Genomic DNA, 18,086 nt, shown 5'->3' on the forward strand with positions numbered 1-18,086 from the left:
AGTGGTCTCGCGTGCTCTCGTGAATCAGGTACGAGGTTATACGCCCTGACTGACAGAGCTCATATTGAAGTCCGGCACCCGCAGCGCGGGCATCGCAGCCCTAGTGAACCAGTCGCTCCATTCCCTCGGCAGCGTCTTTTCCGTCCGCCCGGCCTCGGTCGCCCGCCCCAGCAGATCCACCGGCGACTCGTTGAACCGGAAGTTGTTCACCTCGCCGCTGACCTCGCCGTTCTCGACGAGGTACACGCCGTCCCGGGTCAGCCCGGTGAGCAGCAGCGTCGCCGGGTCGACCTCGCGGATGTACCAGAGGCAGGTCAGCAGCAGCCCGCGCTCGGTGTTCGCGACCATCTCCTCCAGGGAGCGGTCCTCGCCCCCACTCAGGATCAGGTTGTCGATCGACGGCGCCACCGGCAGCCCGGTCAGACCCGCGCTGTGCCGGCTGGTCAGCAGGTGCCGCAGCTCGCCCTCGCGCACCCAGTCGGTCGCCGTCAGCGGCAGCCCGTTGTCGAACACCGACTGGTCGCCCCCGGAGGTGTGCGCGAGCACGAAGGGGGCGGACTCCAGACCGGGCTCGTTCGGATCGCTGCGCAGCGACAGTGGCAGCTCGGTGAGCTTCTCGCCGACGCGGGTGCCGCCGCCCGGCTTGGAGAACACGGTGCGGCCCTCGACCGCGTCCCGGCCCGACGCCGACCACATCTGGTAGATCAGCAGGTCCGCGACCGCGGTCGGCGGCAGCAGCGTCTCGTAGCGGCCCGCGGGCAGCTCGATCCTCCGCTCTGCCCAGCCCAGTCGTACCGCCAACTCCGCGTCCAGGGCCGCCGGGTCGACGTCCTTGAAGTCCCGGGTCGAGCGGCCGGCCCACGCGGAGCGCGTACGGTCCGGGGACTTGGCGTTCAGCTCCAGCGTCCCGTTGGGCTGGTCGTGGCGCAGGCGCAGGCCCGTCGACGTACCGAGGTAGCTGGTCACCAGCTCGTGGTTGGCGAAGCCGTACAGCTCGCGACCGCCCGCACGCGCGCGTGCGAACGATTCGCCGAGCGCCGGCGCGAAGTCGGTGAACACGCCGGACGAGGTCTCTGCGGGCGCGTCCGTGAAGTCGGGCGACTGCGGTACACCTGTGACGAGCGGCTGCGCGTCCTCGGCGGGCGCGGCACCGCGCGCGGCGGCCTCTGCGGCCCGCACCAGCGGCTCCAGCTCCTCCGGGGTGACGGCGGACCGGGACACGACCCCCGAGGCCGTGCCCTCCTTGCCGTCGACGGTCGCGATGACGGTGAGCGTGCGCCCGCGCGTGACGCCGTTGGTGGTCAGCGCGTTGCCCGCCCAGCGGAGGTTGGCGGTGGAGTGCTCGTCGGCGATCACGACACAGCCGTCGGCCCGGGAGAGTTCCAGGGCACGCTCGACGATCTCGTGCGGCTTGTTCGTACGGGCGCTCATCGACCGGCCTCCTGGGTGGTGTTGAGAATGTTGACTCCCGTGAAGAGGGCCGACGGGCAGCCGTGCGAGACCGAGGCGACCTGGCCCGGCTGGGCCTTGCCGCAGTTGAAGGCGCCGCCCAGGACGTAGGTCTGCGGACCGCCGACGGCCGCCATGGACCCCCAGAAGTCGGTGGTCGTCGCCTGGTACGCGACGTCCCGCAGCTGCCCGGTGATCCGACCGTTCTCGATCTTGAAGAACCGCTGGCCGGTGAACTGGAAGTTGTAGCGCTGCATGTCGATCGACCACGAACGGTCGCCGACCACATAGATCCCGCGGTCGACCCCGCCGATCAGATCCTCCGTGGACAGCCCCGCCGGATCCGGCTGCAGCGACACGTTGGCCATGCGCTGGACGGGGACATGGCCGGGCGAGTCGGCGTACGCACACCCGTTGGAGCGCTCGAAGCCGGTCAACTTCGCGATGCGGCGGTCGAGTTGGTAGCCGACCAGGGTGCCGTCCTTGACGAGGTCCCAGGACTGGCCCTCGACGCCCTCGTCGTCGTAGCCGATGGTCGCGAGGCCGTGTTCGGCGGTGCGGTCGCCGGTGACGTTCATCCGCTCGGAGCCGTACTTGAGCTTGCCCAGCTTGTCGAAGGTGGCGAAGGAGGTGCCGGCGTAGGCGGCCTCGTAGCCGAGCGCGCGGTCCAGTTCGGTGGCGTGGCCGATGGACTCGTGGATCGTCAGCCACAGGTTGGACGGGTCGACGACGAGGTCGTACAGGCCCGCCTCGACGCTCGGCGCCCGCATCTTCTCGGCGAGCAACTCGGGGATCCGCGCGAGTTCCGCGTCCCAGTCCCAACCCGTGCCCGTCAGGTACTCCCAGCCGCGGCCCACGGGCGGCGCGATGGTGCGCATGGAGTCGAACTCGCCGCTCGACTCGTCGACCGACACCGCGTTCAACTGCGGGTGGAGCCGGACGCGTTGCTGCGTGGTCACCGTCCCGGCGGTGTCGGCGTAGAACTTGTTCTCGTGCACGGTGAGCAGCGACGCGTCCACGTGGTTGACGCCGTCCGCCGCGAGCAGCCGGGCGCTCCAGTCCGCGAGCAGCCCCGCCTTCTCCTCGTCGGGCACGGAGAAGGGATCGATCTCGTACGACGAGATCCACGTCCGATCCTCGTGCACGGGCTCGGTGGCCAGCTCGACCCGCTCGTCCGACCCGGCCGCCTTGATCACCTGGGCGGAGAGCTTCGCCATCGCCACCGCCTGCGAGGCGACCTTGGCGGCGGCGTCCAGGCTCAGGTCCACCCCCGACGCGAAGCCCCAGGTGCCGCCGTGCACGACCCGCACCGCGTACCCGAGGTCGGTGGTGTCCGACGTACCGGCCGGCCGGGCGTCCCGCAGCCGCCAGGACGCGCTGCGCACCCGCTCGAACCGGAAGTCGGCGTGCTCCGCCCCCAGTGCACGCGCGCGTGCGAGCGCGGCGTCGGCCAGGGCCCGTAGCGGAAGTGCCGTGAAGGCTTCGTCGATGGAATGAGGCACGGAGGTCTCCCTGCTGTCGTGGCCTGTCGGTCCGATCATGTCGCGCGAGCGGGTGCGGGGACCACACGTTTCCGCGCTGCGTCGGCACTTTCTGTAGGGACCCGACAGCGAGTCCCGTTAGCCACTGTCGGTGCCCGATTGTCCGCCGGAGGGAGCGGACCGATAGGTTTTCGATAAAGCCGCCTGTCAACCAGGTGTACCGGGCAGGCGTGCAGGACCGCTAACGAAAGGGTGATCCGTTGAGCCGCTCGGTTCTCGTCACCGGAGGCAACCGGGGCATCGGCCTCGCCATCGCCCGTGCGTTCGCCGACGCCGGCGACAAGGTCGCCATCACGTACCGCTCGGGTGAGCCGCCGGCCGGCTTCTTGGCCGTGAAGTGCGACATCACCGACAGCGAGCAGGTGGAGCAGGCCTACAAGGAGATCGAGGCCGAGCACGGCCCGGTCGAGGTCCTGATCGCCAACGCCGGCGTCACCAAGGACCAGCTCCTGATGCGCATGTCCGAGGAGGACTTCACCTCGGTCGTCGACACCAACCTCACCGGCACCTTCCGCGTCGTCAAGCGCGCCAACCGCGCCATGCTGCGCGCCAAGAAGGGCCGGGTCATCCTGATCTCGTCGGTCGTCGGCCTGATGGGCGGCCCCGGCCAGGCGAACTACGCCGCCTCCAAGGCCGGTCTCGTGGGCTTCGCGCGTTCCCTCGCCCGTGAACTGGGTTCGCGCAACATCACCTTCAACGTCGTCGCGCCCGGCTTCGTGGACACCGACATGACCAAGGTGCTCACCGACGAGCAGCGCGAGACCATCGTGAAGCAGGTGCCGCTGGGCCGGTACGCGCAGCCCGAGGAAGTTGCCGCGACGGTGCGGTTCCTCGCCTCGGACGACGCCTCGTACATCACTGGAGCCGTCATCCCCGTAGACGGCGGACTGGGAATGGGTCACTGAACACCATGAGCGGAATTCTTGAGGGCAAGCGCATCCTGATCACGGGTGTGCTGCTGGAGTCCTCCATCGCCTTCCACGCCGCCAAGCTGGCCCAGGAGCAGGGTGCGGAGATCATCCTGACCGCCTTCCCGCGGCCCACGCTGACCGAGCGCATCGCGAAGAAGCTGCCCAAGCCGACGAAGGTCATCGAGCTGGACGTCACCAACGACGAGCACCTCGGGCGCCTGGCGGACATCGTCGCCGCGGAACTCGGCGGCCTCGACGGTGTCGTGCACTCCATCGGCTTCGCGCCGCCGGACGCCCTCGGCGGCAACTTCCTGAACACGCCCTTCGAGTCCGTGGCCACCGCCATGCACGTCTCGGCGTACTCCCTGAAGTCGCTGACCACGGCCTGCCTGCCGCTGATGCAGAACGGCGGCTCCGTCGTCGGCCTCACCTTCGACGCGCAGTACGCCTGGCCGCAGTACGACTGGATGGGCCCGGCCAAGGCCGCCCTGGAGGCCACCAGCCGCTACCTCGCCCGCGACCTGGGCAAGCAGAACATCCGCTGCAACCTCATCTCCGCGGGCCCGATCGGCTCCATGGCCGCCAAGTCCATCCCGGGCTTCAGCGACCTGGCCGCCGTGTGGGACGACCGCTCACCCCTGGAGTGGGACCTCACGGACCCCGAGCCGGCCGGCAAGGGCATCGTCGCCCTCCTGAGCGACTGGTTCCCGAAGACCACCGGCGAGATCGTCCATGTCGACGGCGGTCTGCACGCCATCGGAGCCTGACCTCCCGGCCCGGTTCTCCTACGGCGTCGACGCCCCGTTTCCCGCATCGTGAGGGGAGCGGGGCGTCACCCGTTCGGCCCCTTTGGCCGGGCGGGGACGGGGCACAACTGCGCACTCTGGATTACGCGTTCACCACGCGATTCCCTCCCCAGCACCACCGAGGAGGTTCCCCTTGTGCGCCTGTCCCGCAGCCTGGCCTCAGTGACCGCAGCCGTCGCTCTCGTCATCTCCCTGGCGTACGAGGCGATGCCCCACGCACGCGTGGAGGTCCGGAAACCGGCCGCCGCACCCCAGTTGTTCGGCGCCGCGTGCCGCATCTCGGTCCACGGTTCGCATGTGATCGCGTACTGCCACAACCCCTACCCCCAGACCGACCGCGTCAGCCTGCACATCGAGTGCGACCGCTGGTGGGACATCGACAGCGACGGCGTCGGGACCGACGCCGGACCAGCGCAGACCGTACGGCTGACCGGCCGCTGCTGGGAGGACGTCCGCGCGGTGTGGGTCAGCCACCAGAAGCGGGCGCGCTGAACCGTCCCGGGCGGCACAGGAACGGATAGCCCGCGGCCTCCGAAGCGGCCGCAGCCGCGTCTCCCGCGCGGATCGCGTCCACGAGCCGTGTGTGGTCCATGTACGTCTCCGGAGTCAGCTCCTCGCCGACGTCCGCCCGCAGCCAGTCCCGCAGCACCTCGCCCAGGTCGGCGTACATCGCCGTCATCACGTCGTTGTGGGAGGCCGCCACCACGGCCATGTGCAGGGTCGCGTCGGCCGTCACGAAGGCCTCCGTGTCCCCGGACGCCCAGGCCTCCTCACGCCGTACGAGCAGGGCGTCCAACTGCTTGAGGTCCTTCTCGGTGCGCCGCTCGGCCGCCAGTTGCGCCGCCGCCGACTCCAGCGTGGAGCGCAGTTCGGCGATGTGCCGGGGGTCGGCGTCCGCGAAGCGGCGGTGCATCACGCCGGCCAGCTCGCTGGTCGCGACGACGTAGGTGCCCGAGCCCTGGCGGATGTCCAGCAGGCCGTTGTGCGCCAGCGCGCGGACGGCCTCGCGGACCGTGTTGCGGGCCACCCCGAGCTGCTCGACCAGCTCCGGCTCGGTCGGGATCCGGGAGCCGACCGGCCACTCGCCCGAGGTGATCTGGTTCCGCAGCGCGGCGATGACCTGCTCGGACAGCGCCGAACGACGGGGGTGGCTCAAGGGCATGGCACACCTTCGCATGCACGGGGCGGAAGCGGGGCTCCTGGGGATGGACAACCAATCATCCCATGATTCTATGATGGTCGGCATGGCAAGCGAGGAAACCCGGACACTGCAGTCCACGACGAACGTCAGCGACTCGGCCGTGAGCGACTCCCCGGCGCCGACCCGAGGAGTACCCACGCGCGCGTGGACGACGCGGCTGATCGCCGTCGGCATCGTGCTCGCCGCGCTGAACCTCCGCCCCGCCATCACCAGCCTCGGCGCCCTCCTCGAAGAGGTCCGCGACGGCCTCGGCATGAGCGGCAGCGTCGCCGGACTGCTCACCTCGGTGCCCCCGCTGTGCTTCGCCGTCTTCGGCGTCACGGCCCCGCGCCTCGCCCGCCGCTTCGGCCCGGCGGCCGTGGTCTGCGCGGGCATGGCCGCCATCACCGCGGGTCTGCTCATACGGCCCTGCATCGGGGGTACGGCGGGCTTCCTGGCCGGCAGCGCGCTCGCGCTCATGGGCATCGCGGTCAGCAACGTCCTCATGCCGGTGATCGTCAAGCGCTGGTTCCCGGACCGGGTCGGCTCCATGACCGGCCTCTACTCGATGGCCCTGGCCCTCGGCACCGCCGCGGCCGCCGCGGTCACCGTGCCCATGACCGATGCCCTGGGCGGCAGTTGGCGCTCCGGCCTGGCCGTGTGGGCGGCACCGGCCGCCGCGGCCGTACTGCCGTGGATCCTTCTCGTACGACACCGGGATGCCCCCGCGGAACAGCCCTCCCGCGCGCGGGAGACCGAGCAGGCGGGGGCCGATCTGCGGATCACCCGCAGCCGTACCGCCTGGGCGCTCGCCGTGTTCTTCGGGCTCCAGGCCACCGCCGCCTACATCACGATGGGCTGGATGCCGCAGATCTTCCGGGACGCGGGCGTCTCCGCGAGCACCGCCGGGCTGCTCCTGGCCGTCACCATGGTGATGGGCGTGCCGCTGGCCTTCGTCATCCCGCGTTTCGCCACCCGGCTGCCCCGGCAGGGACCGATCGTGATCGCGCTCGGCGTCTGCGGCCTCGCCGGATACGCCGGCCTGTACCTCGCGCCGGCCGGCGGCGCCTGGGCCTGGGCCCTGCTGCTCGGCGTCGCCAACTGCGCCTTCCCGCTGGCCCTGACGATGGTCGGGATGAGGGCCAGGACCAGCGCCGGCGTCGCCCAGTTGTCGGCCTTCGCGCAGAGCACCGGTTATCTGATCTCCATCCCCGGACCGCTCCTGGTCGGTGTGCTCTACCAGCACAGCGGCGGCTGGGGACTGCCGATCGCCCTCATGGCCGGCCTGATGGTCCCGCAGATGGCCGTCGGAGTCCTCGCGGGACGCAACCGGACGGTGGAGGACGAGGCGGCCGGCTGACCTCACCCCGGCCGATCCGGCGCGGGCCAGGGGTGCGAGACTGGGCGTATGCCAGTGCTCGATCCGAACCCTCAGAACGGCCAGAGGAAGATGCTGATCGTCTTCGGCTCGTTCTTCGCCATCTTCATCGTCATCGCCATCATCGCGACGATCGCCTCCCCGTGACCGCACGTCTCTGAACCTGCCTCAGCGGGCCCATGGTGGGGTTGTCCCCACCATCCCCTAGGGGGCGAGGCTCAGGGTCAAGTGGGTGGATCTCCGGATGGGTTGGGGGCCGCGCGTTCCGTAACTTCGAAGTGTGACCGCGGGAAGCGGATCGCGGACCACTCGGAGACCAGCGGAGGCATCCATGCCGGCCCAGACGCACACCCGGCCCCACCCGGCGACCACGGGCGGCGTCGACATCAGGCTGCCGTGGTGGGCCCTCGCCCTGCCGGCGCTCGCGTTCATCGTGCTGCTCGTGATGATGCTCAACCCGACGGACGCCCAAGCGGCGACCTCGGACCCGATGATCACTCACCTCTTCGAGCGCGCGCAGCAGCTCATAGCCCGCTGAGCACCGGCGGAGCCGCCCGTCAACTCCCAGCGCCCCATGGCCTGTTTCATGCGAAGCTGGATCCCATGAGCGTCGCAGAACCCCGCAGGATTGTCCTCTTCCGGCATGCGAAAGCCGACTGGCCCCAGGTGACCGATCACGAGCGACCGCTCGCCGAGCGGGGCCGCCTGGACGCGGCCACCGCCGGAAGCAGACTGGCCGACACCGGCATCCCCTTCGACCTGGCCCTCTGCTCCACCTCGGCCCGCACCCGGGAGACCTGGAAGCTCGCCGTCCACGAGCTCGCGCACCGGCCGAAAACCGTCTACGAGGAGCGGATCTACGAGGCCTCGCCCGGCGAGCTGATCGCCGTGCTGAACGAGACGCCCGACGACACCCGGAACCTGGTTCTCATCGGGCACAACCCGGGCGTGCAGGGCCTGACCGAGGTCCTGTCCGGACAGAGCACCGGCGAGGCCCGCGAGTGGCTGACCCGTCGAGGCTTCCCGACCGCCGCCTTCGCCGTCCTGACCTTCGACGGCTCCTGGAAGGCCCTGGAGCCGGGCGTGGCGACGCTGGCCGACCACTGGGCACCGTCCGAGTAGACCCGCTGACCTCCACGACCTACGACAGGGGCCCGGCACCGCATGGTGCCGGGCCCTCGAAGGCTGTGCGAGGCGTCAGGGATCAGTCCTCGTCGTGCGTGTCCGCCGCCTCGACCTCTTCGCGCGTGACGCCCAGCAGATACAGCACGGTGTCGAGGAACGGCACGTTCACCGCCGTGTGCGCGGCCTCCCGTACGACCGGCTTCGCGTTGAAGGCGACACCGAGACCGGCCGCGTTGAGCATGTCCAGGTCGTTCGCGCCGTCGCCGATCGCCACGGTCTGCGCCAGCGGTACGCCCGCCTCGGCGGCGAAGCGGCGCAGGAGCCGTGCCTTGCCCGCGCGGTCGACGATCTCGCCGGTGACCCTGCCGGTCAGCTTTCCGTCGACGATCTCCAGCGTGTTGGCCTGGGCGAAGTCGAGCCCGAGCCGGTCCTTGAGATCGTCGGTGACCTGGGTGAACCCGCCTGATACGACCCCGACTTGATAGCCGAGCCGCTTGAGCGTGCGGATCAGGGTGCGGGCGCCGGGCGTCAGCCGCACCTCACTGCGCACCTTGTCCACCACCGACGCGTCCAGCCCCGCGAGCAACGCCACACGCGCGTGCAGCGACTGCTCGAAGTCCAGCTCCCCGCGCATCGCGGCGGCCGTCACCTCGGCGACCTCGTCCTCGCAGCCCGCGTGCGCGGCGAACAGCTCGATGACCTCGTCCTGGATGAGCGTGGAGTCGACGTCCATGACGACCAGGCGCTGGGCCCGCCGGTGCAGCCCCGCCGCCACGACGGCCACATCGACGCCGAGCGCCGCCGCGTGGGTGGCGAGGGCGGTGCGCAGCGGCTCGGTCTCCACGCCGGACACCGCGAACTCGACCGCTGTCACGGGGTACTTGGCGAGCCGGAAGATACGGTCGATGTTGCCGCCGGCCTTGGTGATGCGGGCGGCGATCGCGGCGGTGGACTCCGCGGTGAGCGGATGGCCGAGCACGGTCACGAGCGAACGCCCGAGTCCGCGCGGCCGGTTGTCGCCGAGTCCGGAGATGATCTCCGCCTGCATCTTCATCGACTCGGCCCAGCTGTGCACGGTGGCCCGCAGATCCCCTTCGAGCCCGGCGGGCGGCGGGGTCACCAGTGCGCACAGCACCATCCGGCCACGCGTGACCACCTGCTCGATGTCGACCACGTCGACGGAGTAGGCGGCGAGGGTGTCGAAAAGTCCGGCGGTGATACCCGGCCTGTCCTTGCCGAAGATCTTGACGAGGAGAGTGGGGACGTCAGAGGTCTGCGAAGCGCTCATGGTGCTCCCACCGTATCCGGCACGGAGTGCCTTATGCCGCAGAGGTCCGCCTAGCGGACACGGAACAGTGGGTGTCGGGTCGGTGGCGCGAATCTTACGGAGCGATCACGAAGCGGCTGGTGGGCGGTCAGGAGACGTGTCGAGGTGATCGCGCGGGGGCGCGGCGCCGATCAGGACGTGCCCGGACATCGAGCAAGGACCGACTGCTACGGCCGCCGGACGATGGCCCCCGCAACGGTTCCCGCGACGCCGACGCACGTCACCTATGTCCCTTGGGCCTCCCCGGAGGCGGCGGTGGCGGTGGCGGTGGAGGCTGCAACCCACCGTCCGAGTCGTCCCCCGCCCCGTCCGCCCCAGGCCGACGCCGAGGCGCCCGGGCCGGCGGCTCGTAGGGCCGCGCCATCGTCGGAGCGCCGTACATGTCGACGGGGGGCGGAGGGGCCCCGGGCGGCCGCGAGCCTGCGGGATACGGCGGCCCTGGTGTACCGGGTGCCGGACCGGGTCCGGATCGCCGTGAGTTGCCCGGCGGTTGCGCCGCACCGGAGCCCGGTGAACCCCCGGAGACCGGCCGCCCACCTCGCGCCTCCGGTGGCCACGCCCCCTCCTGAGGTGAGCCCGAGTCCGCCGGCATGGCCCGGGGCGGCCGCGAGCCTCCGGGATAAGGCGGCCCCGCCGCACCGGATCCCGGACCGGGTCCGGACTGCCCCGCGCTTCCCGGTGGCTGCGCCGCCCCGGAGCCGGAGGCCGACCGCCCACCTCGCGCCCTCGGTGGCCACGCCCCCTCCCGAGCCGACCCCCCGTCCGGGGGCCACCCTTGCCCACGAGGCCGAGCGCCCCCTGGACCCTCACCACTCGGCGTTCCGCTGTCCTCGGGTCGCCGTAGTTCATCGGGCAGTTGGAGATAAGGATTGGTGGCCGGGTTCGGTGCTCGGTACGGCGTGCTCGGTACGTAGGGGCCCGTGTGTCCGGCAGGTTGCGCCGGTTCGGGGTGGCCTTCGTAGCCCGGCGCCCAGGCGTCCTGGTCGGCCCCGGCCCCCGAGTCACCCCGTGCCAGCGGTGCCGCGCGCCGGCCCGCCGCCCCTGTCGCGTACGCGAGCAGTCCGCCGAGGCCTCCCGCGCCCGCGCCCCACACCGCGCCGAGCAGCAGCGCCATGCCCAGGTGGCCGTGCAGATCGATCCCGGCGCCGAACGCGTCGAAGCCCAGTACCGACAGTGAGGCGTCCACCGAGACATCCGTCAGCCAGGCCAACAGCGGCAGCGTCAGTGCGGTCACGATCCCCAGCCGTAGGGCACACCGCCCGGCGAAACCGAGAGCCCCCGGTTTCCCCGCCGGCACCGGCGTCCGCGCTGCCGTCAACACCCCCGCCAGCAGCATCATCAGGGCCGTGGCGACCGCCAACAGCCATACGCGGCCGTCCAGTTCGGCCAGTCGGCCGAGCGTCACCGGCTCGTTGGTCTTCGCGCTCAGGAGTTGGTCCAGGGGGTGGGGGAGGAGTTTCGCGAGTTCGCCGGTCGCCCTGCCGTCCCAGGGGACGAAGAGGCCGAGCGGGATACCGAGCCAGACCCCGTTGGGCGCGCCGAGGAGCGCGGCGCCGGCGATGCGCTTCGGGTGGTCGTCGCCGATCGCCGCGTACGCCGCCGCCGCGAGCCCCGCCGCCACCGCGACCAGCAGCACCGCGACGAGCGCGGACGCGGCCGGTCGTACGACACGGTGGACGGGATCCCAACCGGGTGGGAGGGGAGTACGGCGGGAGGCCAGCAGGGCGATGAGGAGGATGCCGGCCGACCAGGCCAGGCCGCCCAGCAGGGTCGGCGCCGTGTCGACGGTGAAGCCGACCGCCGCCTTCGCCTTGACCAGGTCGCCGATCTTGTCCGGCAACAGCCCGCCGATGTCCCCGATGTCACCGAGACCGGGGATGTTCACCCCGCCGCCGTTACCGCCGCCGCCCGTCAGCTTGTCGAGGCCCAGTTTGCTTCCGTCGATCGTGATGACGTCGTGCCCGGCCCAGGCCAGCCCGCCGAGCATCGCCACGAAGAGCGCGATCACCGAGCCCGCGCGCGCGAGGAGTTCGGCCGGTGCGATCACAACTCCGGCCGCCCGCAAGGACCGTAGGAAGAAATACGACAGCAGGAGCGCTCCCACCAGACTCACGCCCAACGGCGTGATCGTCACCGCCGTGGTCGCCTGCGCGCCGGTCAGGCCGAACGCGGACACATCGCCCGTCGGCGTGACCGAACCGCCCGCGCCGAGGGCCACCACCGCCGCGGTCATCGGGCCGAGCGAGCCCGTCGCGTCGGCGCCCAGCAGGTGCAGGCCGAGCGCGGCCGTGCCCGCCATCCCTATCAACGCCCAGCTCACCGCCGCGATCGCGGACAGCAGGACGTCACCCCAGGGCACCCTGGTGTCGTAGTTCGCCGTCCTGACACTCGTCGCTGAGCTCATGGCAGACCCCCCGATCCGCGGCGCGGAGCGGACACCACGTGTCCCCCTCGCGTGGATTACCACTCTCCGGGTCGGTTTCCACCCCGTCAACGGAACCGGCGAACGCGTACCGACGTGGTCTTCACAAGGCCCGACTTTCGGTCAGGGGGTGCAGCCTGAAATAGTTCCCGACGATGTTCGACATCCCTAGACTCCCTGTGATGGGGGTAACTCGGGGGACTACTCAGTGGGGCATGGAGTGCCGGAACTCGTACTGGAATTGAATGGACGGACCTGGACGCTCGACGCGTCCAGGCCCTACACCCTCGGACGTGATCCGCAGGGGGATGTCGTGGTCGACGACGCCAGGGTCTCCTGGCGGCACGCCACGATCAGTTGGAGCGGCCGGAGTTGGGTCATCGACGACCACGGCAGCACCAACGGCACGTTCGTGCAGGGCCGGCGCATCCACCAGATGGAGATCGGCCCCGGCTCGTCCGTGCACCTGGGCAACGCGACGGACGGCCCGTGCCTGAGCCTGTCCGGCGCCGCGGCGGCGGTGGCCGCTCCGCAGGCCCAGCCGCAGCAACAGCCGTACGCGGCACAGGGCGCGGCCCCCGGCTGGGCACAGCAGGCACCGGCTCAGCAGGCACCTCCGCAGCAGACGCCGGAGCAGCAGCGCTACCAGCCGCCGGCCGCTTCGCAGATTCCGTCGCAGCAGGGACCCGGCGCCGGCGCGGGGGCGCCGCCGGTCTACGGCGACCGCAGCCCGACCACGTTCCACCAGTTCTCCATCGGCCGCATCATGCGTATCGGCCGTGCGCTGGAGAACGAGTTGGTGGTCTCCGACCTCCAAGTGTCGCGCCACCACGCCGAGTTCCATGCGACGCCCGACGGCCGCTTCGAGATCCGTGACCTCGGCTCGCACAACGGCACGTACGTCAACGGCCAGCCGATCGCCAAGGGCGGCTCGGCGCTGCTCGGCCCGAACGACATCGTCGGCGTCGGCCACTCCACGTTCCGCCTGGTCGGCGACCGGCTCGAAGAGTTCGTCGACACCGGTGAAGTCTCCTTCTCCGCCCGGCACTTGACGGTGACGGTCGACGGCGGCAAGCAGATCCTCAAGGACGTCTCCTTCGGCGTACCGGAGAAGTCGCTGATCGCGGTCATCGGCCCGTCCGGCTCCGGCAAGTCGACCCTGCTCAAGGCGCTCACCGGCTACCGGCCCGCCAACCAGGGCGACGTCCTCTACGACAACCGCAACCTCTACAAGCAGTTCGCCGAGCTGCGGCAGCGCATCGGTCTGGTCCCGCAGGACGACATCCTGCACAAGGAGCTGACCGTCAAGAAGGCCCTCAAGTACGCGGCCAAGCTGCGCTTTCCCGCCGACACCACCGGCGCCGAGCGCGAGGCCCGCATCGACGAGGTGCTGCGCGAGCTGAAGCTCGACATCCACAAGGAGAAGAAGATCACCTCCCTCTCCGGCGGCCAGCGCAAGCGCGTGTCGGTGGCCCTGGAGTTGCTCACCAAGCCCTCGCTGATCTTCCTGGACGAGCCGACCTCGGGCCTCGACCCGGGCATGGACCGCGATGTCATGCAACTGCTGCGCGGCCTCGCCGACGACGGCCGCACGGTCCTCGTCGTCACCCACTCCGTGGCCGAACTGGCGATCTGCGACAAGCTGTTGGTGATGGCCCCCGGCGGCTCCGTCGCCTACTTCGGCCCGCCGGAGGAGGCACTGAACTTCTTCGGCTACGACACCTGGGCCGATGTCTTCTCCGCCTTCGAGAACTACCGCGACTACGACTGGGCGGGCCGCTGGAAGGGCTCGCAGCACTACCAGATGTACGCCGCCGACATCGACGCGATCGCTCCGCAGTCCGTACAGATGCCGCCGATGCAGGCGATGAAGCCGCCGAAGCCGCAGGGCTGGATGTCGCAGTTCGTCACGCTGGTGCGCCGCTATGTCGCAGTGATCGCCTCCGACAAGGGCTTCCTGGCCCTGATGGTGATCCTGCCGGGCGTCCTGGGCGCGGTGAGCCTGCTGATCGACTCGGGCAACAGCCTGCTGCCCAACCCGCCCAGCCCGAAGACCGGGAACATCATCCCGAACGGCACGGCGACCACGGTCCTGCTGATCCTCGCGGTCGGCGCCTGCTTCGCCGGCGCGGCCAACTCCGTCCGCGAGCTGATCAAGGAACGGGTCATCTACGAACGGGAACGCGCGACGGGGCTGTCCCGTTCCGCGTACCTGATGTCCAAGGTGTTCGTGCTCGGCGTGATCACCGCGCTGCAGGGCCTGATGGTCGGTGTCATCGGCTTCTCCAGCCGGGAGATCCCGGAGCAGGGCCTGGTCCTGGGCAGCCAGACCATGCTCGAGCTCTGCATCCCGATCATGGGCCTCGGCTTCACCGCGATGATGTTCGGCCTGATCATCTCCTCGCTGGTGAAGACGGCCGAGAAGACCATGCCGCTGCTGGTGATGTTCGCGATCATCCAGGTCGTCTTCACCGGCTGCCTGTTCACGTTGAACGGCGCGATCGGCGTCAACCAGTTCTCGTACCTGATGCCCTCGCGCTGGGCGGTCGGCGCCGCGGGCGCCACGCTGGACTTCAACAAGATCAGCCCGCCCAAGCCGGGCGACAGCGCCGACCCGCTGTGGGAGCACACCGTCGGCGCATGGGGCATGGACATGGCCGCCTTGATCGTCCTCGGCGTGGTCTGCGGCTTCTTCGTGGCGCGCTTCCTGCGCCGGCACGAGCCCGAGGTCATGCGCAAGTGACCGTTCGCGTACGACGCCGAAGGGCGGCGCCCCTGGTGGGGGTGCCGCCCTTCGGCGTCGATACCGAGACCCAGAGGTCCGCCGGAGGCCTCAGTACGCGCTGTTGACGTTGTCGATCGAGCCGTACCGGTCGGCCGCGTAGTTGGCGGCGGCGGTGATGTTGGCGACCGGGTCGTAGATGTTCGTCGAGGTACCGGAGACGTGGTACGCGTTGAACGTCGGCTGGATGACCTGGAGCAGACCGATCGACGGGGTGCCGTTGACCGCGTTGACGTCCCAGCCGTTGACGGCGCTCGGGTTGCCCGAGGACTCCCGCATGATGTTCTTGTACAGGCCGTTGTACGAACCCGGGATGCCCTTCTGCTTCATGATCGCGAGGGCGTGGTTGATCCAGCCGTTGAGGTTGTTGGCGTAGGTCGTCGCGGCGACGGGCTGGAGCTTGACGCGCTGGGCGGAGCGGCTCGCGGCCTTCTTGGCCTTGGCCTTGCGAGCGGCCTCCGCCTTCTTCTTGGCGGCGGCCGCGGCGGCGGCCTTCTTCTTCGCGGCTGCGTCCGCCTTCGCCTTCGCGGCCTTCGCGGCCTCTGCCTTCGCCTTGGCGTCGGCCTTCGCCTTGATCGCCTCGGTCTTCACGCTGGCGCCGGCGAGCTGGTCGGTGACGCTGGCCTTGACGCCCTTGATGGGCTCCGAGCTGTACACCACGTGGGCCGAGGAGGCGGCGTCGTTCGTGGTCGTCCCCGCGTCACCGGGCACCGCGGAGAAGGCGAGTGCGGCGGCGCCGAGCGTGGCGACACCGGCGAGCGCGATCTTGTGCTGCTTCGTCAGCTTGTTCAGCTTGGTCAGGCGACTATGACCAGGAGTGTGCGTGTTCTTGGGCATGGCGGATGGACCTCTTCGAATTGCGCGGAGGTCGCTCACCGTCCGGCGGGGACGCGGGTGCTTCCGGCACAAACGCCGCGGACGGAAATCCGCGGCGCTGAGCGACGGCTGCAATTCTTAGCGGCCGCAAAAACCTGTGGCAAAGGTGTGACGTACGATCCCGGGTAGTGGAGCAGGGAAGGGCAAAACGGGACAGACGGGACCGTCTGTCCCGCTCAAGTGGGTCGGCTTCACCTCCTATGTCCCCTAGTACGTGATCTGGGCCCTATGTGCGGGCTCACATCGCCCACACACCATCCTCACGGGCAGTTGCTGGAGCAACGCACTGTGTGAGGCCCCTCCTCCGGGAGGATGAGGTGCACGTCCCCGAACTCGTGCCACAGGTAGAGCCCGCGCAACGCCTCCTCGTAGCTGCGGTCCACGGCGGCCCGCCCGGCGACCGCCTCCAGCATCAGCAGATGCGAGGCCTCCGGCTCGTGAAGCCCCGTCAGCAGCCCGTCCACCACCCGCACCCCCCGCTCCGGGGTGACGACGAGATCCGTCCACCCCGCACGCGCGCGTACGACCCCGTCGTCCCCCGCGGCCGACTCCACGGCCCGCACCGCGGTGGTCCCGACCGCGATCACCCGCCCGTCACCGGCCCGGGCGGCATTGATCAGCCGGGCCGACGCCTCCGACACCGCGAACCGCTCCGGATACGGCGGCTCGTGCACCTCCGCCGACGCGACCCCGGTGTGCAGCGTGATCGGCGCGAACTGCACCCCCCGACTCACCAACTCCGCCACCATCCGCGCGGTGAAGGGCCGAGCGGCACTGGGCATCTCCGCACTGCCGCTCCCGTCCCCGGACGGCAACGAGAACACGGTCTGATAGACGGCCAACGGCTGATCCCGCTCGGTGTAGGAGTAGCGGATGGGGCGCCCGTACTCGCGGAGCAGCGCGGGGACGCTTGTCTGCGGGGCTTGTGTCCGCAAGGCCGCCGGCTTTGGCGCTTCCGCACCCGGTGTCTCCACCGCCGGCACCTCTGCACCCGGCGCTCCTGCCTGCGGCGTCCGCGTACCCAAGGCCGCTGACCCTGGCGCCGCTGCCTGCGGCGACTTCGCACCCGGCGTCTCCGCCCTCGCCGAATCCGCGCCCGACGCCCCCACTCCAGACACCCGCGCCCACCACAACCGCTCACCCCGCGCGCTCAACGGCTCCTCCAGGGTCAGCCGCACACCCCCGGGCAACCGCACCTCCGTCCCGGCCGGGCCGCCCGCACGCGCGCGTGTGGTGCCCTTTCCGTCCGGTTCGCGCAGCTCCACCGCCCACCGCCCGTCATCGCCCCGGGTGGAGAAATGCACCACCACGCGCGCGTGCCCGATCCGTCCGTCGACCGCCGCGGCCAGGGTCGGAGATGTGTTCACGATCAGCAGATCCCCGGCCCGCAGCAGCGACGGCAGCTCCGCGAACCTGTGATGAGCCACCTCCGTTCCCCGCGACACGAGCAGTCGTACCGCGTCCCGGTCGAGCCCGGGCCCGCGCTGTTCGGCCGGTACGCGCGCGGACAGTTCCTCCGGGACCTGTACGGCCACCGTCATCGCTCCTCCAGCAACGCAGGCGCGCCATAGCGACCGCTCGCAGGCCGCTCGTCCAGCAGCCGCAGAAAGGCCGGTACCACCGAGGTTGGCTCCGGCCGCGGATCGTCGTCGTCCGGTACGGCCACCGCGTACAGGTCCGTGCCCATGTCCCCGGGGTCGACCGCCCACACCCGCAGCCCCGGTTCCTCCGCGGCGAGCACGGCCGCGAGCTGGTCGAGGGCCGCCTTGGACGCCCCGTACCCGCCCCACGTCTCGTACGCCTCGGCCGCCGCGTCCGAGCTGACCGCGATCACCGCGCCCGCCCGCGACGCCCGCAGCAGCGGGAGGGCCTCCTGGACCAGCCCGAGTGCCGCCACCACGTTCACCTCCAACGCCCGGCGCAGCCCGTCCAGGGGCAGCTCCGCAAGGCTTACGAGCGGCTCGGCGCCCAGCGCGCTCGCGTTGCTCACCACCAGGTCGACACCGCCCAGCTTCCCCGCCGCGGCCACCAGCTCGGCCCGGTGCACCGCGTCCGTGACATCCCCGGGGACGGCCTCCACGCGCGTGCCGTACGCGGCGACGGCTCTCGCCGCCGCTCCGAGCACCCCCTCGGTCCTGGCGTCCAGCACCAGGTCCCAGCCCCGTGCCGCGAGAGCCTCGGCGAGCGCCCGCCCCAGTCCCTTCGACGCCCCCGTGATGATCGCTACCGACATGACACACGTCCCCTCGTCCACCACGCCTCCATCGGCGTGGTGGACCCACCGTAGGA

The 18,086-nt window shown here is 70.7% G+C and carries 16 protein-coding genes; 8 read left to right on the plus strand and 8 right to left on the minus strand.

Features of this window, described 5'->3' with window-relative positions; all coding sequences use genetic code 11:
* Positions 1-36: 36 nt before the first annotated feature.
* Both AB0M63_RS31450 and AB0M63_RS31455 read right to left on the minus strand, forming a co-directional pair.
* On the minus strand, positions 37-1,431 hold the full coding sequence (locus AB0M63_RS31450) for a metallopeptidase TldD-related protein (RefSeq protein WP_366021794.1): 1,395 nt from the start codon (positions 1,429-1,431) through the stop codon (positions 37-39).
* Positions 1,428-2,951: a TldD/PmbA family protein gene (locus AB0M63_RS31455; RefSeq protein WP_366021795.1), complete on the minus strand. Its 1,524-nt coding sequence runs from the start codon at positions 2,949-2,951 to the stop codon at positions 1,428-1,430. Before AB0M63_RS31455 ends, AB0M63_RS31450 begins: the two co-directional genes overlap by 4 nt.
* 239 nt (positions 2,952-3,190) lie before the next feature.
* Here AB0M63_RS31455 and fabG point away from each other — a divergent pair, with 239 nt between their 5' ends.
* The 3 genes from fabG (at position 3,191) to AB0M63_RS31470 (ending at position 5,199) form a co-directional block, all read left to right on the plus strand.
* Positions 3,191-3,895, plus strand: coding sequence for a 3-oxoacyl-[acyl-carrier-protein] reductase (gene fabG, locus AB0M63_RS31460; RefSeq protein WP_366021796.1), 705 nt, complete (start codon positions 3,191-3,193; stop codon positions 3,893-3,895).
* Between the two features lie 5 nt (positions 3,896-3,900).
* A complete protein-coding gene (fabI, locus tag AB0M63_RS31465) occupies positions 3,901-4,668 on the plus strand; it encodes an enoyl-ACP reductase FabI (RefSeq protein WP_355922508.1) in 768 nt (255 codons plus the stop codon).
* Positions 4,669-4,842: 174 nt separating this feature from the next.
* A complete protein-coding gene (locus tag AB0M63_RS31470) occupies positions 4,843-5,199 on the plus strand; it encodes a hypothetical protein (RefSeq protein ID WP_355922505.1) in 357 nt (118 codons plus the stop codon).
* On the opposite strand, the gene AB0M63_RS31475 is transcribed toward AB0M63_RS31470, so the two are convergent.
* The gene (locus tag AB0M63_RS31475) at positions 5,174-5,869 is read right to left on the minus strand and encodes a FadR/GntR family transcriptional regulator (protein WP_355922502.1); all 696 of its coding nucleotides are present in this window, start codon (positions 5,867-5,869) and stop codon (positions 5,174-5,176) included. The two genes, AB0M63_RS31470 and AB0M63_RS31475, sit on opposite strands and share 26 nt — an antisense overlap.
* A gap of 70 nt (positions 5,870-5,939) precedes the next feature.
* On the opposite strand from AB0M63_RS31475, the gene AB0M63_RS31480 reads away from it, so the two are divergent.
* The 4 genes from AB0M63_RS31480 to AB0M63_RS31495 all read left to right on the plus strand — a co-directional run bounded on the left by AB0M63_RS31480 (position 5,940) and on the right by AB0M63_RS31495 (position 8,387).
* Positions 5,940-7,247: a CynX/NimT family MFS transporter gene (locus AB0M63_RS31480; protein ID WP_366021797.1), complete on the plus strand. Its 1,308-nt coding sequence runs from the start codon at positions 5,940-5,942 to the stop codon at positions 7,245-7,247.
* A gap of 48 nt (positions 7,248-7,295) precedes the next feature.
* Complete coding sequence (locus tag AB0M63_RS31485) at positions 7,296-7,412, plus strand: SGM_5486 family transporter-associated protein (protein ID WP_019060691.1); 117 nt, start codon at positions 7,296-7,298, stop codon at positions 7,410-7,412.
* A gap of 184 nt (positions 7,413-7,596) precedes the next feature.
* Entirely contained in the window at positions 7,597-7,803 is a 207-nt protein-coding gene (locus AB0M63_RS31490) for a hypothetical protein (protein ID WP_366021798.1), read from the plus strand.
* A gap of 65 nt (positions 7,804-7,868) precedes the next feature.
* Positions 7,869-8,387, plus strand: coding sequence for a histidine phosphatase family protein (locus AB0M63_RS31495; RefSeq protein ID WP_355922492.1), 519 nt, complete (start codon positions 7,869-7,871; stop codon positions 8,385-8,387).
* 82 nt (positions 8,388-8,469) lie between these two features.
* On the opposite strand, the gene serB is transcribed toward AB0M63_RS31495, so the two are convergent.
* A complete protein-coding gene (gene serB, locus AB0M63_RS31500) occupies positions 8,470-9,678 on the minus strand; it encodes a phosphoserine phosphatase SerB (protein WP_355922489.1) in 1,209 nt (402 codons plus the stop codon).
* A gap of 259 nt (positions 9,679-9,937) precedes the next feature.
* Positions 9,938-12,121 carry a streptophobe family protein gene (locus AB0M63_RS31505; RefSeq protein ID WP_366021799.1) on the minus strand — a complete coding sequence of 728 codons (2,184 nt, stop codon included), beginning with the start codon at positions 12,119-12,121 and terminating at the stop codon, positions 9,938-9,940.
* 238 nt (positions 12,122-12,359) lie between these two features.
* Between AB0M63_RS31505 and AB0M63_RS31510 the strand changes: the two genes are divergently transcribed.
* Positions 12,360-14,882 (plus strand): FHA domain-containing protein, encoded by a 2,523-nt coding sequence (locus AB0M63_RS31510; RefSeq protein ID WP_366021800.1) that lies wholly within the window; start codon positions 12,360-12,362, stop codon positions 14,880-14,882.
* A 90-nt stretch (positions 14,883-14,972) separates the two neighbouring features.
* Here AB0M63_RS31510 and AB0M63_RS31515 read toward each other — a convergent pair whose 3' ends face one another.
* The 3 genes from AB0M63_RS31515 to AB0M63_RS31525 all read right to left on the minus strand — a co-directional run bounded on the left by AB0M63_RS31515 (position 14,973) and on the right by AB0M63_RS31525 (position 18,030).
* Complete coding sequence (locus AB0M63_RS31515; protein WP_355922480.1) at positions 14,973-15,758, minus strand: transglycosylase SLT domain-containing protein; 786 nt, start codon at positions 15,756-15,758, stop codon at positions 14,973-14,975.
* A gap of 299 nt (positions 15,759-16,057) precedes the next feature.
* Entirely contained in the window at positions 16,058-17,338 is a 1,281-nt protein-coding gene (locus AB0M63_RS31520) for an S-adenosylmethionine:tRNA ribosyltransferase-isomerase (RefSeq protein WP_366021801.1), read from the minus strand.
* On the minus strand, positions 17,335-18,030 hold the full coding sequence (locus AB0M63_RS31525; protein ID WP_366021802.1) for an SDR family NAD(P)-dependent oxidoreductase: 696 nt from the start codon (positions 18,028-18,030) through the stop codon (positions 17,335-17,337). The genes AB0M63_RS31520 and AB0M63_RS31525 overlap by 4 nt, the downstream gene beginning before the upstream one ends.
* Between the last annotated feature and the right edge of the window lie 56 nt (positions 18,031-18,086).

This window comes from Streptomyces sp. NPDC051576, assembly GCF_040681835.1.
Classification (GTDB): Bacteria; Actinomycetota; Actinomycetes; order Streptomycetales; family Streptomycetaceae; genus Streptomyces.